Annotated in this window: 16 protein-coding genes and 2 tRNA genes; 10 read left to right on the forward strand and 8 right to left on the reverse strand. The window is 64.7% G+C overall.

What is annotated here, in order from left to right:
- Positions 1-22: 22 nt before the first annotated feature.
- From astD (ACNHGR_RS19585) to ACNHGR_RS19595, 3 genes are all read right to left on the reverse strand, one after another.
- A complete protein-coding gene (gene astD, locus ACNHGR_RS19585; protein ID WP_475288168.1) occupies positions 23-1,456 on the reverse strand; it encodes a succinylglutamate-semialdehyde dehydrogenase in 1,434 nt (477 codons plus the stop codon).
- Positions 1,457-1,528: 72 nt separating this feature from the next.
- Positions 1,529-1,906 (reverse strand): hypothetical protein, encoded by a 378-nt coding sequence (locus ACNHGR_RS19590; RefSeq protein WP_184271065.1) that lies wholly within the window; start codon positions 1,904-1,906, stop codon positions 1,529-1,531.
- Positions 1,907-1,993: 87 nt separating this feature from the next.
- Positions 1,994-3,385: a protein adenylyltransferase SelO family protein gene (locus ACNHGR_RS19595; protein WP_475288169.1), complete on the reverse strand. Its 1,392-nt coding sequence runs from the start codon at positions 3,383-3,385 to the stop codon at positions 1,994-1,996.
- Positions 3,386-3,422: 37 nt separating this feature from the next.
- Between ACNHGR_RS19595 and ACNHGR_RS19600 the strand changes: the two genes are divergently transcribed.
- The 6 genes from ACNHGR_RS19600 (at position 3,423) to ACNHGR_RS19625 (ending at position 8,271) form a co-directional block, all read left to right on the forward strand.
- Positions 3,423-4,292, forward strand: a complete 870-nt coding sequence (locus ACNHGR_RS19600) for an alpha/beta fold hydrolase (RefSeq protein ID WP_475288171.1) — start codon at positions 3,423-3,425, stop codon at positions 4,290-4,292.
- Entirely contained in the window at positions 4,285-5,415 is a 1,131-nt protein-coding gene (locus ACNHGR_RS19605) for a glycosyltransferase (protein ID WP_475288173.1), read from the forward strand. Before ACNHGR_RS19600 ends, ACNHGR_RS19605 begins: the two co-directional genes overlap by 8 nt.
- Before the next feature lie 91 nt (positions 5,416-5,506).
- Complete coding sequence (locus ACNHGR_RS19610) at positions 5,507-6,910, forward strand: nitronate monooxygenase (protein ID WP_184271077.1); 1,404 nt, start codon at positions 5,507-5,509, stop codon at positions 6,908-6,910.
- Positions 6,910-7,125 (forward strand): DUF2093 domain-containing protein, encoded by a 216-nt coding sequence (locus ACNHGR_RS19615; RefSeq protein ID WP_475288174.1) that lies wholly within the window; start codon positions 6,910-6,912, stop codon positions 7,123-7,125. Before ACNHGR_RS19610 ends, ACNHGR_RS19615 begins: the two co-directional genes overlap by 1 nt.
- A gap of 406 nt (positions 7,126-7,531) precedes the next feature.
- Entirely contained in the window at positions 7,532-7,912 is a 381-nt protein-coding gene (locus tag ACNHGR_RS19620) for a VOC family protein (RefSeq protein ID WP_475288176.1), read from the forward strand.
- Positions 7,913-8,115: 203 nt separating this feature from the next.
- A complete protein-coding gene (locus ACNHGR_RS19625) occupies positions 8,116-8,271 on the forward strand; it encodes a hypothetical protein (RefSeq protein ID WP_475288178.1) in 156 nt (51 codons plus the stop codon).
- 118 nt (positions 8,272-8,389) lie between these two features.
- On the opposite strand, the gene astD (ACNHGR_RS19630) is transcribed toward ACNHGR_RS19625, so the two are convergent.
- Positions 8,390-9,790 carry a succinylglutamate-semialdehyde dehydrogenase gene (gene astD / locus ACNHGR_RS19630; protein ID WP_475288489.1) on the reverse strand — a complete coding sequence of 467 codons (1,401 nt, stop codon included), beginning with the start codon at positions 9,788-9,790 and terminating at the stop codon, positions 8,390-8,392.
- Between the two features lie 5 nt (positions 9,791-9,795).
- A complete protein-coding gene (locus tag ACNHGR_RS19635; RefSeq protein ID WP_475288180.1) occupies positions 9,796-10,824 on the reverse strand; it encodes a 2-oxoadipate dioxygenase/decarboxylase family protein in 1,029 nt (342 codons plus the stop codon).
- Positions 10,825-10,910: 86 nt separating this feature from the next.
- On the opposite strand from ACNHGR_RS19635, the gene gcvA reads away from it, so the two are divergent.
- Positions 10,911-11,807 carry a transcriptional regulator GcvA gene (gene gcvA / locus ACNHGR_RS19640; protein WP_475288182.1) on the forward strand — a complete coding sequence of 299 codons (897 nt, stop codon included), beginning with the start codon at positions 10,911-10,913 and terminating at the stop codon, positions 11,805-11,807.
- A gap of 191 nt (positions 11,808-11,998) precedes the next feature.
- Here the strand turns inward: gcvA and ACNHGR_RS19645 are convergent, their stop codons facing one another.
- Positions 11,999-13,021 (reverse strand): SPOR domain-containing protein, encoded by a 1,023-nt coding sequence (locus tag ACNHGR_RS19645; RefSeq protein ID WP_475288184.1) that lies wholly within the window; start codon positions 13,019-13,021, stop codon positions 11,999-12,001.
- Between the two features lie 205 nt (positions 13,022-13,226).
- Here ACNHGR_RS19645 and ACNHGR_RS19650 point away from each other — a divergent pair, with 205 nt between their 5' ends.
- Genes ACNHGR_RS19650 through ACNHGR_RS19660 form a run of 3 tightly spaced genes read left to right on the forward strand, consistent with a single transcriptional unit; the run spans position 13,227 to position 15,877 of the window.
- Positions 13,227-13,946, forward strand: a complete 720-nt coding sequence (locus tag ACNHGR_RS19650) for a ParA family protein (RefSeq protein ID WP_184271098.1) — start codon at positions 13,227-13,229, stop codon at positions 13,944-13,946.
- A gap of 13 nt (positions 13,947-13,959) precedes the next feature.
- Positions 13,960-14,496, forward strand: coding sequence for a hypothetical protein (locus ACNHGR_RS19655; RefSeq protein ID WP_475288186.1), 537 nt, complete (start codon positions 13,960-13,962; stop codon positions 14,494-14,496).
- A gap of 19 nt (positions 14,497-14,515) precedes the next feature.
- The gene (locus ACNHGR_RS19660; protein WP_475288188.1) at positions 14,516-15,877 is read left to right on the forward strand and encodes an SPOR domain-containing protein; all 1,362 of its coding nucleotides are present in this window, start codon (positions 14,516-14,518) and stop codon (positions 15,875-15,877) included.
- Between the two features lie 254 nt (positions 15,878-16,131).
- On the opposite strand, the gene ACNHGR_RS19665 is transcribed toward ACNHGR_RS19660, so the two are convergent.
- Positions 16,132-16,206 (reverse strand) — tRNA-Asn (locus tag ACNHGR_RS19665).
- Positions 16,207-16,397: 191 nt separating this feature from the next.
- Positions 16,398-16,472 (reverse strand) — tRNA-Asn (locus tag ACNHGR_RS19670).
- Positions 16,473-16,507 lie beyond the last annotated feature (35 nt).

Genomic DNA, 16,507 nt, shown 5'->3' on the forward strand with positions numbered 1-16,507 from the left:
GGGGTTAGGAAATGTTTTCGGCTCAATCGCCCATGGCGGCGACGTCGATGTCCTTAAGTCCAACACCGATCGAGGCGCGGGGCGTTTCGATCTCCGCCGATACGACCGGATAGGCGCAATAATCCGCGGCATAATAGGCGCTGGGGCGGTGGTTGCCCGATATGCCGGTGCCGCCGAATGGAGCCGAGGAGGAGGCGCCGTTGGTCGGCCGGTTCCAGTTGATGAGGCCGGCGCGGATATTGGCCCAGAACTGGTTATATTGTTCGGGCGACCCGCCGATCAGTGAAGCGGACAGGCCGTAGCGCGTGTTGTTCGCCTCCGCTATCGCTTCGCCGAAGTCCGAGACGCGGATCACTTGCAGCAAAGGGCCAAACAGTTCGACATCGGGCCGCTCCTTCATGGCGGTTACATCGATGATGGCAGGGGACAGGAAGGGCAGGCCTTTGTGCGGCCGCACCATATGCTTGATCGGCCGGCCGCCGTTGCTCATCAGATAAAGGAAGCTTTCGGTCAGTCCGTCGGCGGCCTGATTGTCGATCACGGGGCCCATATAGGGAGCGGGATCGGCATGGGGATGATCGACGATCAGCCGGTCGGCCAGTTTCTTGACCTCGCTTACCAACCGGTCGGCGATGCTGTCGCGCACGATGAGGCGGCTGGCGGCGGTGCAGCGCTGGCCGCTGGTCATGAAGGCGGACTGGACCACCAGTGTCGCCGCCGCGCTGATTTCGGGCGTGTCCCAGACGATGATCGGGTTGTTGCCGCCCATTTCGAGGGCGAGGATCTTCGACGGCTGGGCGGCGAATTGCCGGTTGATCGCAATGCCGGTCTGGGCCGATCCGGTGAAGAGGATGCCGCCGACATCGGGATGGGCGGCCAGCGCCTTGCCCGCATCCGCGCCGCCGATCAGCAGGCGCATGGCATCCACCGGCACCCCGGCCTCATGATAGAGTTTGACCAGCATTTCGCCGACGGCCGGCGTCTTTTCCGATGGCTTGAAGACCACGGCATTGCCGGCGAGCAGGGCGGGAATGATATGGCCGTTGGGCAGATGGGCCGGGAAATTATAGGGGCCGAGCACGGCCATCACGCCATGGGGCTTGTGCCGCACCGACTGGCGCGCGCCCAGGGCCGCTTCGAGCCGGCGTTGCCCGGTCCGTTCGGAATAGGCAGCGACGCTGATGTCGACCTTGCCCATGACGGCGGCGACTTCATTGCGGGCGTCCCATAACGGCTTGCCGGTTTCGCGGGCGATCAGGTCTGCCAGCGCATCCTCATGCTTGCGCACGACATTGACGAAGCGGCGCAGGGTTTCGATGCGATAGGCGATCGGCTGGGCCGCCCATTTGGGCCAGGCCGCGCGTGCGCGCGCCACCTCTGCATCGACGTTTCCGGGTTCGCCCTGCCAGAGCAGGGTGCCGGTGGCAGGTTCGTGGGATGTGAGCGGCGCGACCATTTGGAAAGCGGTATGGCCGAAATTGGTTAAGGAAAATAGATGCGAATGGGAAGTATTGCGCGATGGCCGCCGCTATTGGGGTGGCGGCAGGTCGTCGGCCATCAGCCACATTTCGGCCGGCAGGCGGGAGCAGAAGGCCGCCACCTCCGACCCGCGAAGCCGTTCGCGCAACCATTGCTTAGCCGACTGGCCCGGGGTCAGGATGGCGACCCGATCGCCCGGCAGATAGCTACGGTGGCATTCTGCCAATATGTCGTCATTGATGCCCATCTTATGATCTTGCGCGCTGCTGAGGTCCGAGAGCACGCGGATGGGCTCGCCATTGCGCCGTCGTTTGGCGATGATTTCCCGCAAGATCTTGAAATGCGCGTCCAGTTCCGACGGCGTCCAGTCACCGGAGGAGCGGATGGTGATTATCCCATCCGGATCAGACAAATCGCGCTCGATCATATTGCCGCCAAAGGTTGCAGGATCTCGGGAAGATTAATCCATGATAATCACCATGTCGTTAACATAGTTCCATCGGTCTGATTATTTTCAGTCTGCGGGGACGTTCAACGCTTCGCCCATGCGCCGGATCGCGGCGACTTTGGCATGGAGGGGCGACCAGTCGTCATCCTTGTCGATGGCGTTCCAGATCGCCTCGACCTCTTCGATATGCATGGAGCAGGGGGTGGCGTCGGACCAATAGGGATGGTCCCTTGCACCGGATATGGCGATGCAATCCGCGATCTTTTCGCGAAATTGGCCCCAGGCGCCGTCGGCATAGGCGGCATCGTCGCGGGGTACCCCGCCACGCCAGTCATGGAAAAACCGGTCGATCGGGGTGGCGGTCGTCACCATCGCGCGGACGGCAGCCTCGATCATGGGGGCAGGGTCGGCATCGGGCGCGACGCCCAGTCTCCAGCAGAAGCGGCGCTGCATGGCCTCGCCATAGAGGGTCGGGAAGCGTTCCAGTTCCGCAATCAGCGGCGGGGCTTCCGTCAGCGGGCGCAGCGACACGGCCAGTTGGGCGACATCCCAGTGGATCGCTTCCGCCTGCCGGCCGAAGGCGTAAAGGCCCTGATGATCGAAATAGGCGGCGGTGAAATTGGCGTCCCACAACGGGGTGAAACGCCACGGGCCATAGTCGAAGCTTTCGCCGGTGACGTTGATATTGTCGCTGTTGAGCACGCCATGGACGAATCCCGCCACCATGTAGCTGGCGGCGAGGTCGGCGGTGCGCTCCACCACGCGGCCGAGCAATTGGGCGGACGGATTGTCGCCCGGCGCTTCTTCATAAAGCCGGGTGAGGGCATAGTCGGTCAGTCTTGCCAGCAACGCCTGGTCGTCATGGAAGGCCGCGCGCTGGAAGGAACCGATGCGGATATGCGAATGGCTGAGCCGCACCATCACGGCGCCGCGCGTGGGGGAGGGTTCATCGTTGCGCTCCAGCGCCTCGCCCGTCTCGATGATGGAAAGGGTCTTCGAGGTGTTGACGCCCAATGCCTCCAGCATCTCGGTCGCCAATATCTCGCGCACGCCGCCTTTCAGCGTCAGGCGCCCGTCGCCAAAGCGGCTATAGGGGGTCTGGCCCGATCCCTTAGTGCCCAGGTCCAGCAATCGACTGGCTTTGTCGCGCAATTGCGCGAACAGGAAGCCGCGCCCGTCACCGATATCGGGATTATAATGGCGGAACTGATGGCCGTGATAGCGCAGCGCCAGCGGGCGGGGCAGGCTGCCTTCCAGCGGTGCGAAGCGGCCGAAATGGGCGATCCACTCGTCATCGCTGAGGTCATCGAGGCCCACCGAGGCGGCGGCGCGGTCGTTGCGGTAGCGCAGGATGGTTTTGGGGAAGTCCGCCGCCACGACAGGATCGGCGATGTCGGGCATCAGCGTATCGATTTCGGTGGCGGGACGATATTTGGCGGCTTGCGGCGTCTGGATCATATGGCGATATGGGGGAAGGTCACCTGAAGGATCAAGCTTGAGCGGCTATAAGGACGGATATTGGTGGTCACCCGATGGGCTGCGGCTCCATTATCGGGACTATGAAGGGGGCGATGACGGTCGTCCACCATTGCTCTGCCTGCCGGGGCTGACCCGCAATGCGCGCGATTTCGAGCCGTTGGCCGGCCGGCTGGCCGGGGAATGGCGGCTGATCTGCCCGGATATGCGCGGCCGCGCCGAAAGCGCCTATGCCAAGGACGCGATGACCTATGTCCCGCTAACCTATTTGCAGGATATCAGCCGGTTGCTCGCGGACCTTGCCATCACCCGCTTCGTCGCGGTCGGCACCTCGCTGGGCGGCATCATCACCATGCTGATCGCGGCCACGCACAAGGAATGGCTGGCGGGTGCGTTATTGAATGATGTTGGCCCGGCGCTGGATGAAGGCGGGCTGGATCGGATCAGATCCTATGTCGGCGTCGGCCAGTCGCACCCCACCTGGGTCCATGCCGCCCGCGCGCTGGCGGAGGCCAATGCGGATGTCTATCCGAATTATGATCTGGAACAATGGCTGGCCATGGCGAAACGCCTCTATCGCCTAAACAGCGGCGGCCGCGTCGTGCTGGATTATGACATGAAGATCGCCGAGCCGATCCGCGCCATGGGCAGCGAGTCGGGCGTCGACATGTGGCCGGTGATGCAGGCATTTGACGGTATTCCGACGCTGCTGCTGCGTGGCGAGCGATCCGATTTGCTGTCCGAGGCTTCCGCGCGGCGCATGGTGGACGGAATCGGCCTCAGTGCTGAACTGGCAACCGTGCCGGGCGTTGGCCATGCGCCGGCGCTGGACGAGCCGGAAAGCGTGGCGGCGATCGATCGATTGCTCGCGCGGGTGCTGCATGGATAGGCCGCCGCACATCTTGCACGTCCATGGCAGCTTCAGCCTGGGCGGCAAGGAAGCACGCGCCGTGCGCTTGATGAACCTGTGGGGCGACAAGGCGCGCCATAGCATCGCGAGCGCCGATCCGCAGGCGATGGGCGCGCGCGACGCGATCGATTCGAATGTCGCCGTCGACTATCCCGACAGCCCGTCCTTCGCAGGCAAGCCGGGACTGGCCCGCTATCGGGTCATCACCGCCTTCCTCAAGCAGTTCGACCTGATCCTCACCTATAATTGGGGATCGATGGACGCAGTGATGGCGCATCGGCTGGCCGGCGCATCGGCTGGCCTTCCCCCGCTGATCCATCATGAGGACGGGTTCAACGCGGATGAAACCCAAGGGTTGAAGACGAAGCGCAACCTGTTCCGCCGCCTCGCCCTGCAACGCGCCTATGGTATGGTGGTGCCTTCGGTCCGGCTGGAAGGGATTGCCCGCTCCGTCTGGAAGCAGCCGGTGGACCGCTTGCACCTGATCCGCAACGGCATCGACGTCGATCGTTATGCACAAGCGCCGGCGTCGGACGCGATCCCCGGCCTCGTGCGTTCGCCGGGGAAGCTGCTGGTCGGTACGCTCGCCGGGCTGCGCGCGGTGAAGAATATTCCGCGCCTCGTTCGGGCCGTGGCCGCGCACAAGGATCGGTTGCAACTGGTCGTGGTGGGCGAGGGGCCCGAGCGCGAGGCGATCCTGGCAGAGGCTGCGGCGCACGGGCTGACCGACATGCATATGGCGGGTTTCATGGACCGTCCGTGGCGCTTCGTCGGCCTGTTCGACATTTTCGCGCTATCGTCCGACAGCGAGCAATTCCCCATATCGCTGGTGGAGGCGATGGCGGCCGGCGTGCCGGCGGCGTCGATGAATGTGGGCGACGTCGCGAACATGGTGGCACCGGAAAACCGGCCCTTCGTGGTCGATACCGAGGCGGAACTGGCGGATGCGCTTGGCGCGCTGGCAGACGATGCCGATCTGCGCGCGCGGCTGGGGGCTGCGAACCGCCAGCGTGCGGCATGCGACTATGCCGAGCATGATATGGTAAATGCTTATGCGCGCCTCTACGGGGAGGCACTGGCCAGCCCCATGATTTTGCGCTAGGGCGCGCGAAATTCGTCATAGACAGCCAAAGCTGCTATAGGGTTGCTTTTTTCCCGGTCGAGGGGGCCGGGTGCATGTGCAGGAGATGTCGTTGTTCAAGGGGTTGAAGCCTATCGTCTATGGTGGCCGTGAAGTCTGGCCGATAGTCGAGGGCGGCAAGGGCGTTGCCGTATCCAACCACAGCAGCTCTGGCGCCTGGGCGGCGGCCGGCGGCATCGGCACCGTGTCGGCGGTCAATGCCGACAGCTATGACAGCTTCGGCAATGTCATCCCCCAAATCTATCACGGCCGCACCCGCCGCGACCGGCATGAGGAACTGATCGCCTATGCCATCGACGGCGCCGTCGAACAGGTGAAGCGCGCGTTCGAAATCGCCGGCGGCAAGGGCGCGATCAACATCAACGTGCTGTGGGAAATGGGCGGTGCGCAGCGGGTGCTGCACGGCGTTCTAGAAAAGACGCGCGGCATGGTGGCCGGTGTCACCTGCGGCGCGGGCATGCCCTATAAGCTCAGCGAAATCGCGGCTTCCTACAATGTCAGCTATCTGCCGATCGTCTCCTCCGGTCGCGCCTTCCGTGCGCTGTGGAAGCGCGCTTATTCGAAGGCGTCGGAATGGCTGGCGGCGGTGGTCTATGAAGATCCCTGGCTGGCGGGCGGCCATAACGGCCTATCCAACGCGGAAGATCCGCGTGCGCCGCAAGACCCCTATCCCCGCGTCCGCGACCTGCGCGCGACCATGCGCGAAGGCGGCATTTCGGACGATGTGCCGATCGTGATGGCCGGCGGCGTCTGGGCGCTCAAGGACTGGAATGACTGGATCGACAATCCCGAACTGGGGTCGATCATGTTCCAGTTCGGCACCCGCCCGCTGCTGACGCAGGAAAGCCCGATCCCGCAGGATTGGAAAGACCGGCTTATGCAGTTGGAGCCGGGCGACGTGCTGCTGCACAAATTCTCGCCCACCGGTTTCTACAGCTCGGCGATCCGCAATCCGTTCCTGCGTTCGCTCGAAGCGCGGTCGGACCGGCAGATTCCGTTCAGCACCGAACAGGCGGGCGACCATACCCACCAGCTCGACGTGGGCGTGAAGGGCAAGAATTTCTGGGTGACGCTGGGTGACCTGACCCGTGCGCGCGAATGGTTCGGTGCCGGCTTCACCTCCGCGCTCAAGACGCCGGACAACACGCTCGTCTTCGTGACCGAGGAAGAGAAGGCGGAAATCCGCAAGGACCAGACCGACTGCATGGGCTGCCTGTCGCAGTGCAGCTTCTCCAGCTGGATGGACAGCGAAACCAACTCGACCGGTCGCTTGGCTGACCCGCGCAGCTTCTGCATCCAGAAGTCGTTGCAGGAATCGGTCCATGGCGGCGATCTGGACAAGAATCTGCTGTTCGCCGGGCATGCCGCCTATCGGTTCAAGCAGGACCCCTTCTATTCGAACGGGTTCGTGCCGACCGTGAAGCAGCTGGTCGACCGCATCCTGACGGGCGACTGATGGTCACCGAGCTTCCAGGGCTGGCGGTGCTGCATTATGGCGCCGCCGATTTCGATATCGAACGGCCGGGGCAGTTCGTGCTCTGCGCCGTTTCGGGCGCGCGAATCGATCTCCACGATCTCAAATATTGGAGCGCCGAGTTTCAGGAGGCGTATCGCGGCCCGCAGGAAGCGACTCGCTCCTTCCTTCAGCATCGCGGCCCCGATTTCCGGTAAAATACAGCCGTTATCGTTCGCAATCAGCGGCAATTGATCGGGTAGGCGGCTGGAATGGTCGTTCAAGGGGCGATGAATGTCGGTTCATCGCCCATTTGATGCGATCCGCCGTAACTTTGCTATTCCGGCTCGGTAAAAACTGATGTAATCTTTTCACAGAAGCGACGAAGATCGCTCCATGTGGAAGGATGTGTGTCGATGTCTCGTATTGACGTCTTTGGTGATCGTATCTGCATCGTGTCGAGCCTGCTGATCGTGGGCTGGTTTCTCTATAGCACGATTTTCTGATCCCCTCTGCGGATGGCGGGCGCCATGGCGATCCGCTTTGTCCGCCTGATTGCTGCCCGCGGGCGCCACAAGGCGATCTGGCTGTGCGCACGCATTGCCCACATCACAGGAGAGGCTGATGTTCAGTCATGTCATGGTCGGCGCCAACGATATGGAGGCGTCCAAGGCTTTTTACGACGCGACCTTCGGGGCGATGGGCGTAAAGCCGGGCTTCTATGATGACAAGGGGCGGACCATCTACCTGCATGAGGGCGCGATCTTCATGATTACGACCCCGATCGACGGGGCGCCGGCCTGCCATGCCAATGGCGGAACGATCGGTTTTGCCATGGCGTCGCCCGAGCAGGCGGATGCCTGGCATGCGGCGGGCGTGGCGGCAGGCGGCAGCGCCTGCGAAGATCCGCCGGGCGTGCGGGAAGGTGGTTTTGGCAAGCTCTATCTCGCCTATCTGCGCGATCCTGCCGGCAACAAGCTGTGTGGGCTGCACCGGATCGGCTGATCCGCGGGCCTGACCAAGCCGGGCTGGATGCGGCCCAAGCAAAGCTATGTCGATTTTCCCAACCGGGTCGCTATCCAGTATCGCGAGCGTCATGCTCCGCGGCTTTTGATGGATGTCAGCTTGCTCCGCGTCACCAACGGCTAAAGCGCACGGTGCCGAAGCGACCACGCCAGGTTTCGTGTTCCCTTGCAAAGGAGAAGACGATGACCCGCACGACCCCACGCCGCCGTCCGTCCGACGCGGCTTTCCCGACACAGGCCATTTATCTGCCGCATAGCAGTTGGACGCGCACGGAACGCAAACCGGCCGTGAACCAGGTGATCGCGCCGGCTGATTTCTGGGCGCGGTTGGGGCTTTAAAGCAACGCGCCTTAAATATGATCCGTTCGTCCTGGGCCTGTCGAAGGACGCGCGCAATTTCCTTCGACAGGCTCAGGACGAACGGAAATTGGGTGATCCAAATTTAACGCTCGATGCTCTAACTGGGCAATCCGTTGACCGGGACGGCGAATACCCCTTCCGCTTCGAAACTGGCGATGGGGTAGGCGCAATAGTCGGCGGCATAATAAGCGCTGGGACGGTGATTGCCCGATGCGCCGAGGCCACCGAACGGCATGTTGCCCGCCGCGCCGGTGGTCGGCCGGTTGCGGTTGACGACGCCGGCGCGGCTTTCCTCCACCACGCGCTGCCACAGCGCCGCATCCTGCGCGATCAGCCCGGCAGACAGGCCGAAGCTGGTGGCGTTGGCGGCGGCGATCGCGGCGTCGAAGTCGGGCACCCGGATCACGGTCAGGACCGGGGCGAAAATCTCCGCATCGGGGGCGCTCACGCCGGTCATGTCGAGGAGGGCAGGGGTAACAAAGGCGGCGCTGCGATCGGCTACGCCATTGAACGCGCGGATGGTGCGGGCGCCCCGCGCGATAAGGTCGCTGACGGCGCGATGCGCGGCGGCGGCGGCCTGATCCGACACGAGCGGTCCCATGAAGGCTTCGCCTGCCTCGTTCCAGGCGGCGATCGGCAGGCGGGCGGCTAGCGCGGCGGTCGCCTCCACGATGGCGTCGCCGGTCGCGCCTTCGGGCACGATCAGGCGGCGGGCGCAGGAACAGCGCTGGCCGGTGGTGATGAAGGCCGAGTTGACGATGATCGACGCGGCCTCTTCCGGACTGTCCCAGGCGATCAGTGGATTGTTGCCGCCCAGTTCCAGCGCCATGATGACATGGGGGCGATCGACCAGTGCCCGGCGCAGCGCCGCGCCGGCCTGTGCCGATCCGGTGAAGAGCAGGCCGTCAATGTCGCCGGCGACCAGTGCTTCACCGGTCGAGCGGCCGCCTTGTACGACGGTCAGCAGCCCGTCTGGCAGGCCGGCCGCGGCCCAGGCATCGACCATGGCGGCGCCCGTGGCCGGGGTGATTTCGGACGGTTTGAAGACGATGGCGTTGCCGGCGATCAGCGCCGGGACGATATGGCCGTTGGGCAAATGGCCGGGGAAATTATAGGGGCCAAGCACCGCCATGACGCCATGGCCGCGATGGCGCAGCACCGCGCGGCCGAAGGGCATGTCGGCAGCGCGTTCGCCGGTGCGTTCGGCATGGGCCTTGATCGACACTTCGACCTTGGCGATCATCGATCCGATTTCGGCGTCGCTTTCCCAGAGCAGCTTACCCGTTTCGCGCGAGATGAGTTCGGCCAGTGCGGCGCGGCGCTCTCCCAATATGGCGGCGTAACGGCGGGCGACGGCGACGCGATCATCCACGCTCAGTGCGCGCCAGCCGGGCAGGGCGGCGCGGGCGGTGGCGATGGCGCGGTGGCAATCATCCGCGCTCGCGACCGGGCCTTCCCAGATCAGTTCACGCGAGGCGGGATCGAAAGACTGTAACATGGCGCTCACCGGTTCGCCCCCTTTTGGGCACTGGTCATGGCAAAGATGCCGGTGGCATTGCCGGTATCGAAAGCGAGATCGAGGCGGCCCGTTTCCGGGTCTATATCGCGGCTGATGAATTCATAGAAGGAGCCGGGCACCAAGCGAAGTTCACCGTCGGCGAAAATCCGCTCCACGCCGTCGGCGCGGAAGGCCGTCTGGCGCACACGGCCGGTTGCGGAGACTTCCAGCTTGTCCTTCATCGGCCTGTCCTCCGCCTTCAGCCGTTCGGCGAGGGCGGCGACATCGGCGACGCGGTCGGTCGCATGGTTGAAGCCATTGCCTTCCGTCGCGATCCACGCCGCTTCGTTGGAGCGGGACAGGAGCAACTGATAATCCTCAAAGCTGGGCGGTTCATGCTGCCGGTCGAAGGCGGACAGGATCACCGGCAGAGCGGCAATTGCGACAGCGAGTTGGACAGGTACATCGCGTTCATAGTGCGCGAGCATCGCTTTGGTCGGTTCGTCCAGCGGGTCGCGGCTGGTCCCGAAGATGCGGGCGGCGGCGTCGGCAAATTCATCGTCGAACCGGTCGACATGGAGTTCGGACAGGAAGAATTGGGGGATCGCCTCGGGGAAGTCCCGGTGACGATAGGCGCGGCCGGTCATGCGCAGGCGTTCGAGCGGATAGAGCGCCGCCATCTCATAGCCCAAGGGCAGGAAGATGCGGGTAAAGGCGTCCTCGCCACCCGGAAGCGCGCCGGTCTGTCCGACGGGAAAGCGGATCGAGCGGAGGGCACCATGGTCGAACACCACCTTGCCGCCCCGCGCCAATGTATCGGCAACATAGGCGTCGCCGCTGGGGACACGACGCAGCAGATCGTCGAACAGGACGACGTTCATGGCCATGGCAAAGGCGGCGCGGGAGACGGTGTCGCCACGCTGCGCCAACAGGGCGGGGTCGATCGCCAGCATGTCCAGCGTCTCCCGGCCAGTGTCCTCGCCCAGCGTCGCGACGACCAGCGTCTCTATCGTACCCATATTCTCATTCGACATGATATGCTCCCGATGACAGCGCCCTTATCGCAGGATATGCGTGATTTTCAAAATGGCGACCTGTCATCTGTTGATGCGAGTTAGGAATGAGTATTTCGCGTAAATGGTTGCCGCCCATGAATGCGCTGACCGCGTTCGAGGCGGCGGTGCGGCATGGCGGCTTTTCCCGCGCGGGGGAGGAGATTGGCCTGACCCAGAGCGCGGTCAGCCGGCAGATCGGGCAACTGGAGGACTGGTTGCAGACGCCCCTGTTCGACCGGATCGGGCGGCGGGTGCGGCTGAACGAAGCAGGGCGGGCCTATGCCGACGAGTTGCTGCCGGCGCTGGACAGCATAAGGCGTGCGACCGCGCGCGCATCGGCACGTCCGTCGCAGACGGCCCTGCGCGTTGCGACCCTGCCGAGTTTCGGGATGCGCTGGCTGGCGCCGCGCCTGCCGCAGTTGACGGCGCGCCATCCCGATCTGGTGATCGACTTTGCCGCACGGTCGCAGCCCTTCGATTTCGGGCATGAGGATTTCGACGCAGCTGTCCATTTCGGTGTCGCAGCAGACTGGCCCGGCGTGGCGATGGACTTTCTGTTCCGTGAGGAAGCCGTGCCGGTCTGTTCGCCGGCCTGGCTGGCGGCGCATCCATTGCGTGAGCCGGCTGACCTGCTGCACGCGCCGCTGCTCAGCCAGATATCGCGGCGGGATGCCTGGGCACGCTGGCTGGCGATGGCCGGCGTGGATGCGAGCGGGCTGGCGCAGGGGCCGGCCTATGAGCATTTCCTGATGCTGGCGCAGGCCTGTGCTGCCGGGGTGGGCGTGGCGCTGATCCCCAGCTTCCTGATCCAGCCGGAACTGGCTGCGGGGACGCTGGTCATCCCCTTTGCCCGGCCGCTATCGACCGAGCAGGCCTATTATCTGGTCTATCCCGCAGGTGCGCTGGGGGCGGGGCCGCTGGCGCAGTTTCGCGACTGGATGGTGGAACAGGCGGGGGGATAGGCGCATGAAGAGAAGCCGTTCGCCCTGAGCCTGTCCTGAGCGACTGCCTTGGCAGGCCGTCGAAGGGGTGGTCTTTTTCTCGCTATCAAAAAGCAAGAAGGGACTTCGACAGGCTCTCCTGAGCTTAGTCGAAGGGTCGAACGGGGTGGGGGGAGGCTATTGCAGGTTTTGCAATTGGCCTCGAACGCCCCTCACATCTTCTTGGGCATGCAGTCGCCGCCGGCCGCCTTGATCGCGCCGCAGAGGCGGGCCGCGTCGTTGCTGCTGGCGATCGGGCCAGCCTGAAGCCGGGTGACGGCGCCGGCCTTGACCAGATAGGGCTGGTAAGCGGACAGGCCGCCGACCTTGCGGCTGAGCTGGCTCCACAGGGCACGGGCACGGCCGTCTTCGCTGAAGGCGCCGAGCTGGACCCGCCAGCTGCCGGAGGCTGCCGGAGCGGGAGCGGCGCGCGCAGGCGCCGGTTCCGGCGCGGGTTTCGGTTTGGCGGCGGCGACCTGTACCGGCGGTTTGGCCGGAGCAGGTGCTGGCGCAGGGGCTGGCCGGGGTGCCGGCCGGTTGATGGTGGAGGGGGGCAATTCGGTGGTGCGCACCGCCGATCCGCTGCGGACAGGCGCCGGGGCGGGCGTCGCCACGGCGAGCGCGGCGCTGCTGTCGCCCTTTTCCATGCTGGCGGCCATGGCGAGGCCCTGTTTGCGTTGGTCCTCCGGAATATATTTGTCCATCTGCTCCAGGCTGGTCGCAGCCTGCGCCAGACCGGAGGCCGACGCGCGGGTCATCAGCGCATAAGCGCGGACCCAATCCTTGCCGATGGTGTCGCCGTTGAACAGGGTGGTGCCGACGATATATTGCGCCCGCGGTTCGCCGCGCATCGATGCGCGTTGCAGATAGGGCATGGCGCCGGCGCGGTCGCCCTGCTGGAACATCAGCAGGCCCAGATTGTCCTCGGCGCGCATATGACCCTGCGCGGCAGCCTTGCTATACCAGTCGATCGCCAGATTGGCGTCGGGTTGCACCCCGCGACCCAGCTTATAGGCCTGGCCCAGGTTGAATTGCGCGTCTGGATCACCGGATTCGGCAAGGGGCCGCCATTCGGCAATCGCCCTGGCATAGTCGCCTTGCTGCCAGGCATCGACGCCGGCCTTTACATCTGCCTGTGCTGGCAAAGTCATACCCAGCATGGCGACCAGCGCCGCCGTTCCCAACACATGCTTCATATGCACAGGCTCCAGTGCGAAAGAATAATCAACGACCGCAATGGCGAAATAAGGTTAAGCCGATGTTAGCGTAACGACAAAAGGCTGGATAGCGGCTTAACTATCGCGCTCCGCGCCCGTCATGAAGTTTCGCGTGCGATTAACCAATTTTTAGCGGCAGTCGTGGCAATCCGTCCCGGAACTGGATTTTCCTGGGGGGAAACGCGTGCGGATTTTGGCCATGGCATCGCAAAAAGGCGGATCGGGCAAGACGACCTTGTCGGGTCATCTGGCCGTGCAGGCGCAGCGTGCCGGGGCCGGACCGGTGGTCCTGATCGATATCGATCCGCAAGGGTCGCTGGCCGACTGGTGGAACGAGCGCGAGGCGGAGTTCCCGGCCTTTGCCCAGACCACTGTCGCCCGTCTGGCCGCCGATCTCGAAATCCTGCGCCAGCAGGGGTTCAAACTGGCGGTCATCGATACGCCGCCTGCCATCACCATGGCGATCCAGAGCGTGATTTCCGTGGCCGAACTGATCGTCGTGCCGACTCGTCCCAGTCCGCACGACCTGCGCGCCGTGGGGGCTACGGTCGATCTGTGCGAACGGGCCGGCAAGCCGCTGATCTTCGTCGTCAACGCCGCCACGCCCAAGGCGCGCATCACCTCCGAAGCCGCCGTCGCGCTGTCGCAGCATGGCACGGTTGCGCCGGTGACGCTGCACCACCGCACCGATTTTGCCGCGTCGATGATCGACGGCCGCACCGTGATGGAGGTCGATCCCAAAGGCCGTTCCGCCGCCGAGGTGGAGGCGCTGTGGACCTATGTGTCGGATCGGCTGGAGAAGAATTTCCGCCGCACGGTCTTTTCCGTGCCCCAGGGCAGCGTCGGCACCCTGGGTGCGGCGCGTCCCGCCGGTGGTGGCTTCGGCCGCCGCGTGAGCCAGTAAGGGAAGACGACATATGGCCGAACCCAAACCGCTTGCGTCACTGACCTCCGGCCTGCTGGCCCGCAAGGGCGCAGCGCAGCCGGCAATGCGCCGTCCGATGCTCGGCTTTGGCCGGACGCCGATGTCGGCCGTGCAGCAGGATGATCTGGGCTGGAACGACATGGGCTTCGACGTCGAGCCGGTGCATGAACCGGTGGAAGAGCCGGCCGCGCCGATCGGCCTGACGCCGATGACCCCGGTGGTTCCCGTGCCGCCGGTGGTTGAAGAGCGCAAGGCGCTGGCGAAGCGGCTGGCGACCAAGCCTGCCAAGGCAAAGGCAGGCACGCCCAGCGCCAAGGCTGAAGCCGTCGAAGCAGTTGCGCGCAATCGCAAGGCGGCCTTCACATTGCGCCTGGATGCCCAGCGGCACCTGAAGCTGAGGCTCGCCTGTGCGATCACGGGGCGGTCCGCCCAGCAGATCGTGACCGGGGCGCTCGACGATTTCCTCAACGACCTGCCGGAGATCGACCGGCTGACTCAGCAGCTGCCGCATATGCGCGACGGCCAGTGAATGAAGGGTGGGTAAGCTCATGAAACGCACGACATTCGGAAAGGCGGCACTGTCATCCCTGCTCGTCGCCACGACCATGGTCGGTTGCACCGGCGCGGCATTCCGCCCGTCGGCATCGGCCGTGCAGCAGAAGGGCAATCCGGGCAAGCTGGCCGCGGCCGCCGAAAAGGCGCTGGCCGATCGTAATGGCACCAAGGCGGTGGAAGCCGCTGAAGCCGCCGTGCAGCTCGATCCGCAAAACGCCGCTTACCGGCAAATTTTGGGGCGGGCCTATGTGATGGCCGGCCGCTTCGCTTCCGCCCAGACGGCGCTGGGCGATGCGATGACGCTGGGCAATACGGACGCCAGCACCGTCGTCAGCCTGGCGCTGGTGCAGGTGGCGCAGGGGCGTGCCGATGCCGCGCGCAGCCTGCTGGTCGCCAATGCGGGCACGGTGCCGGCGAGCGATTATGGTCTGGCGATGGCGATGGCGGGTGATCCGGCCGAGGGCGTGCGGATCCTGTCCGAAGCGATCCATGATCCGTCCGCGACCGTGCGCACGCGACAGAATCTGGCCTATGCCTATGCGCTGGCCGGCCGCTGGAAAGATGCGCGGACGATCGTCGGGCTGGATATGCAGGCGCTGGATGCGAACAAGCGTATTTCCGATTGGGCGCAGATCGCCGAACCGTCGCTGGCACCGATGCGCGTTGCGGCGCTGATGGGCGTGACCATCGATGAATCCGACGCCGGTCAGCCGGTTGCGCTGGCGCTGGCGCCCGCTGTGGCCGATGCGCCGGTGCAGATGGCGGAAGCCGCGCCTGAAGCAGCGCCGCTGCCCGCAGCGCAACCCGACGCGCCGGTCGACATGGTGCAGGCCGTGCCGGCATCGCAGCCGGCGGTCGAGGCCGTGCCGGTCGTCAAGGCATTGCCCAAGCCGGTGCGGGTCGCCGCGCGCGACTTCATTGTCGAGGATCGGAACGCCAGGCCGATGGTCGCCGTCAAGGCGCGCAGCAAGGAGCAACCGGTGCCGGCAGCCGCGCCCGTCGCGCGGATGCAGCAGGCTGCTTTCATCAAGCCAGTCGCCAATGGTGCGAGCAACTGGGTGGTCCAGCTGGGCGCCTATGACAGCGCGGCGATCGCCAAGGAAAAATGGCAGGGCATGGCGGGACGCAGCAGCATGCTCGCGGCTTTCCCGGTGCTGACCAGCCAGGCGACCGTCAATGGCAAGGCCTATCACCGCCTCGCCATCAGCGGCTTTGGCAGCCGGGCGGACGCGATGACCGCGTGCCGCACGATCCGTGCCCAGCGCGGCCAGTGCTTCGTGCGTGAAGGCGCCGCCGGCGCGACGCCGCAGCGCTGGGCCGTGGCAAACCGGGGCCGCCAGTTCGCATCGCGCTGACCTTCATCTCCCAAACGTGACCTTTCAAGCGCGCGAGGCCCCCAGGCTTCGCGCGTTTTTTCTTGAGCGTGAAGGCGCGGGGCACAGGCGCAGTGACGCGCCTTAGAGCAGCTTCCGATCCGATTGCATCGGCTCGGCTGCTCTAAGTTTTGGTTTACCGCGTTTTAGCTGTGCTGACCTTACGGCTCCGGGTCAGCAGGTGATTCCACCTGTTTGGAAAACGCTCTAGCTAGAGAGCGATGCTGGTGGAAAAGTGGCTCCCCGAGTAGGATTCGAACCTACGGCCATTCGATTAACAGTCGAATGCTCTACCGCTGAGCTATCGGGGAACAGCCGGTTTTCGCCGGGCAGGCCGCGCCTATGCCTTGGCCCGGCGGGATTGGCAAGGGCCTTGAATGGTTAAATTCTGAAAAAATATTGCGTCAAAGCAAGACGATGGAATCGGGGCGCGGTCGGTGGCGGCTGACATTGCGCATATTGCCGATTTATATGGAGGCCGGCGCTTGTGGCCGGAAAAATGTGGCTCCCCGAGTAGGATTCGAACCTACGGCCATTCGATTAACAGTCGAATGCTCTACCGCTGAGCTATCGGGGAGCAACCCGCTTTCGCTGGGCAGGCCGCGCCTATAG

Source organism: Sphingobium sp. RS1, from assembly GCF_056156825.1.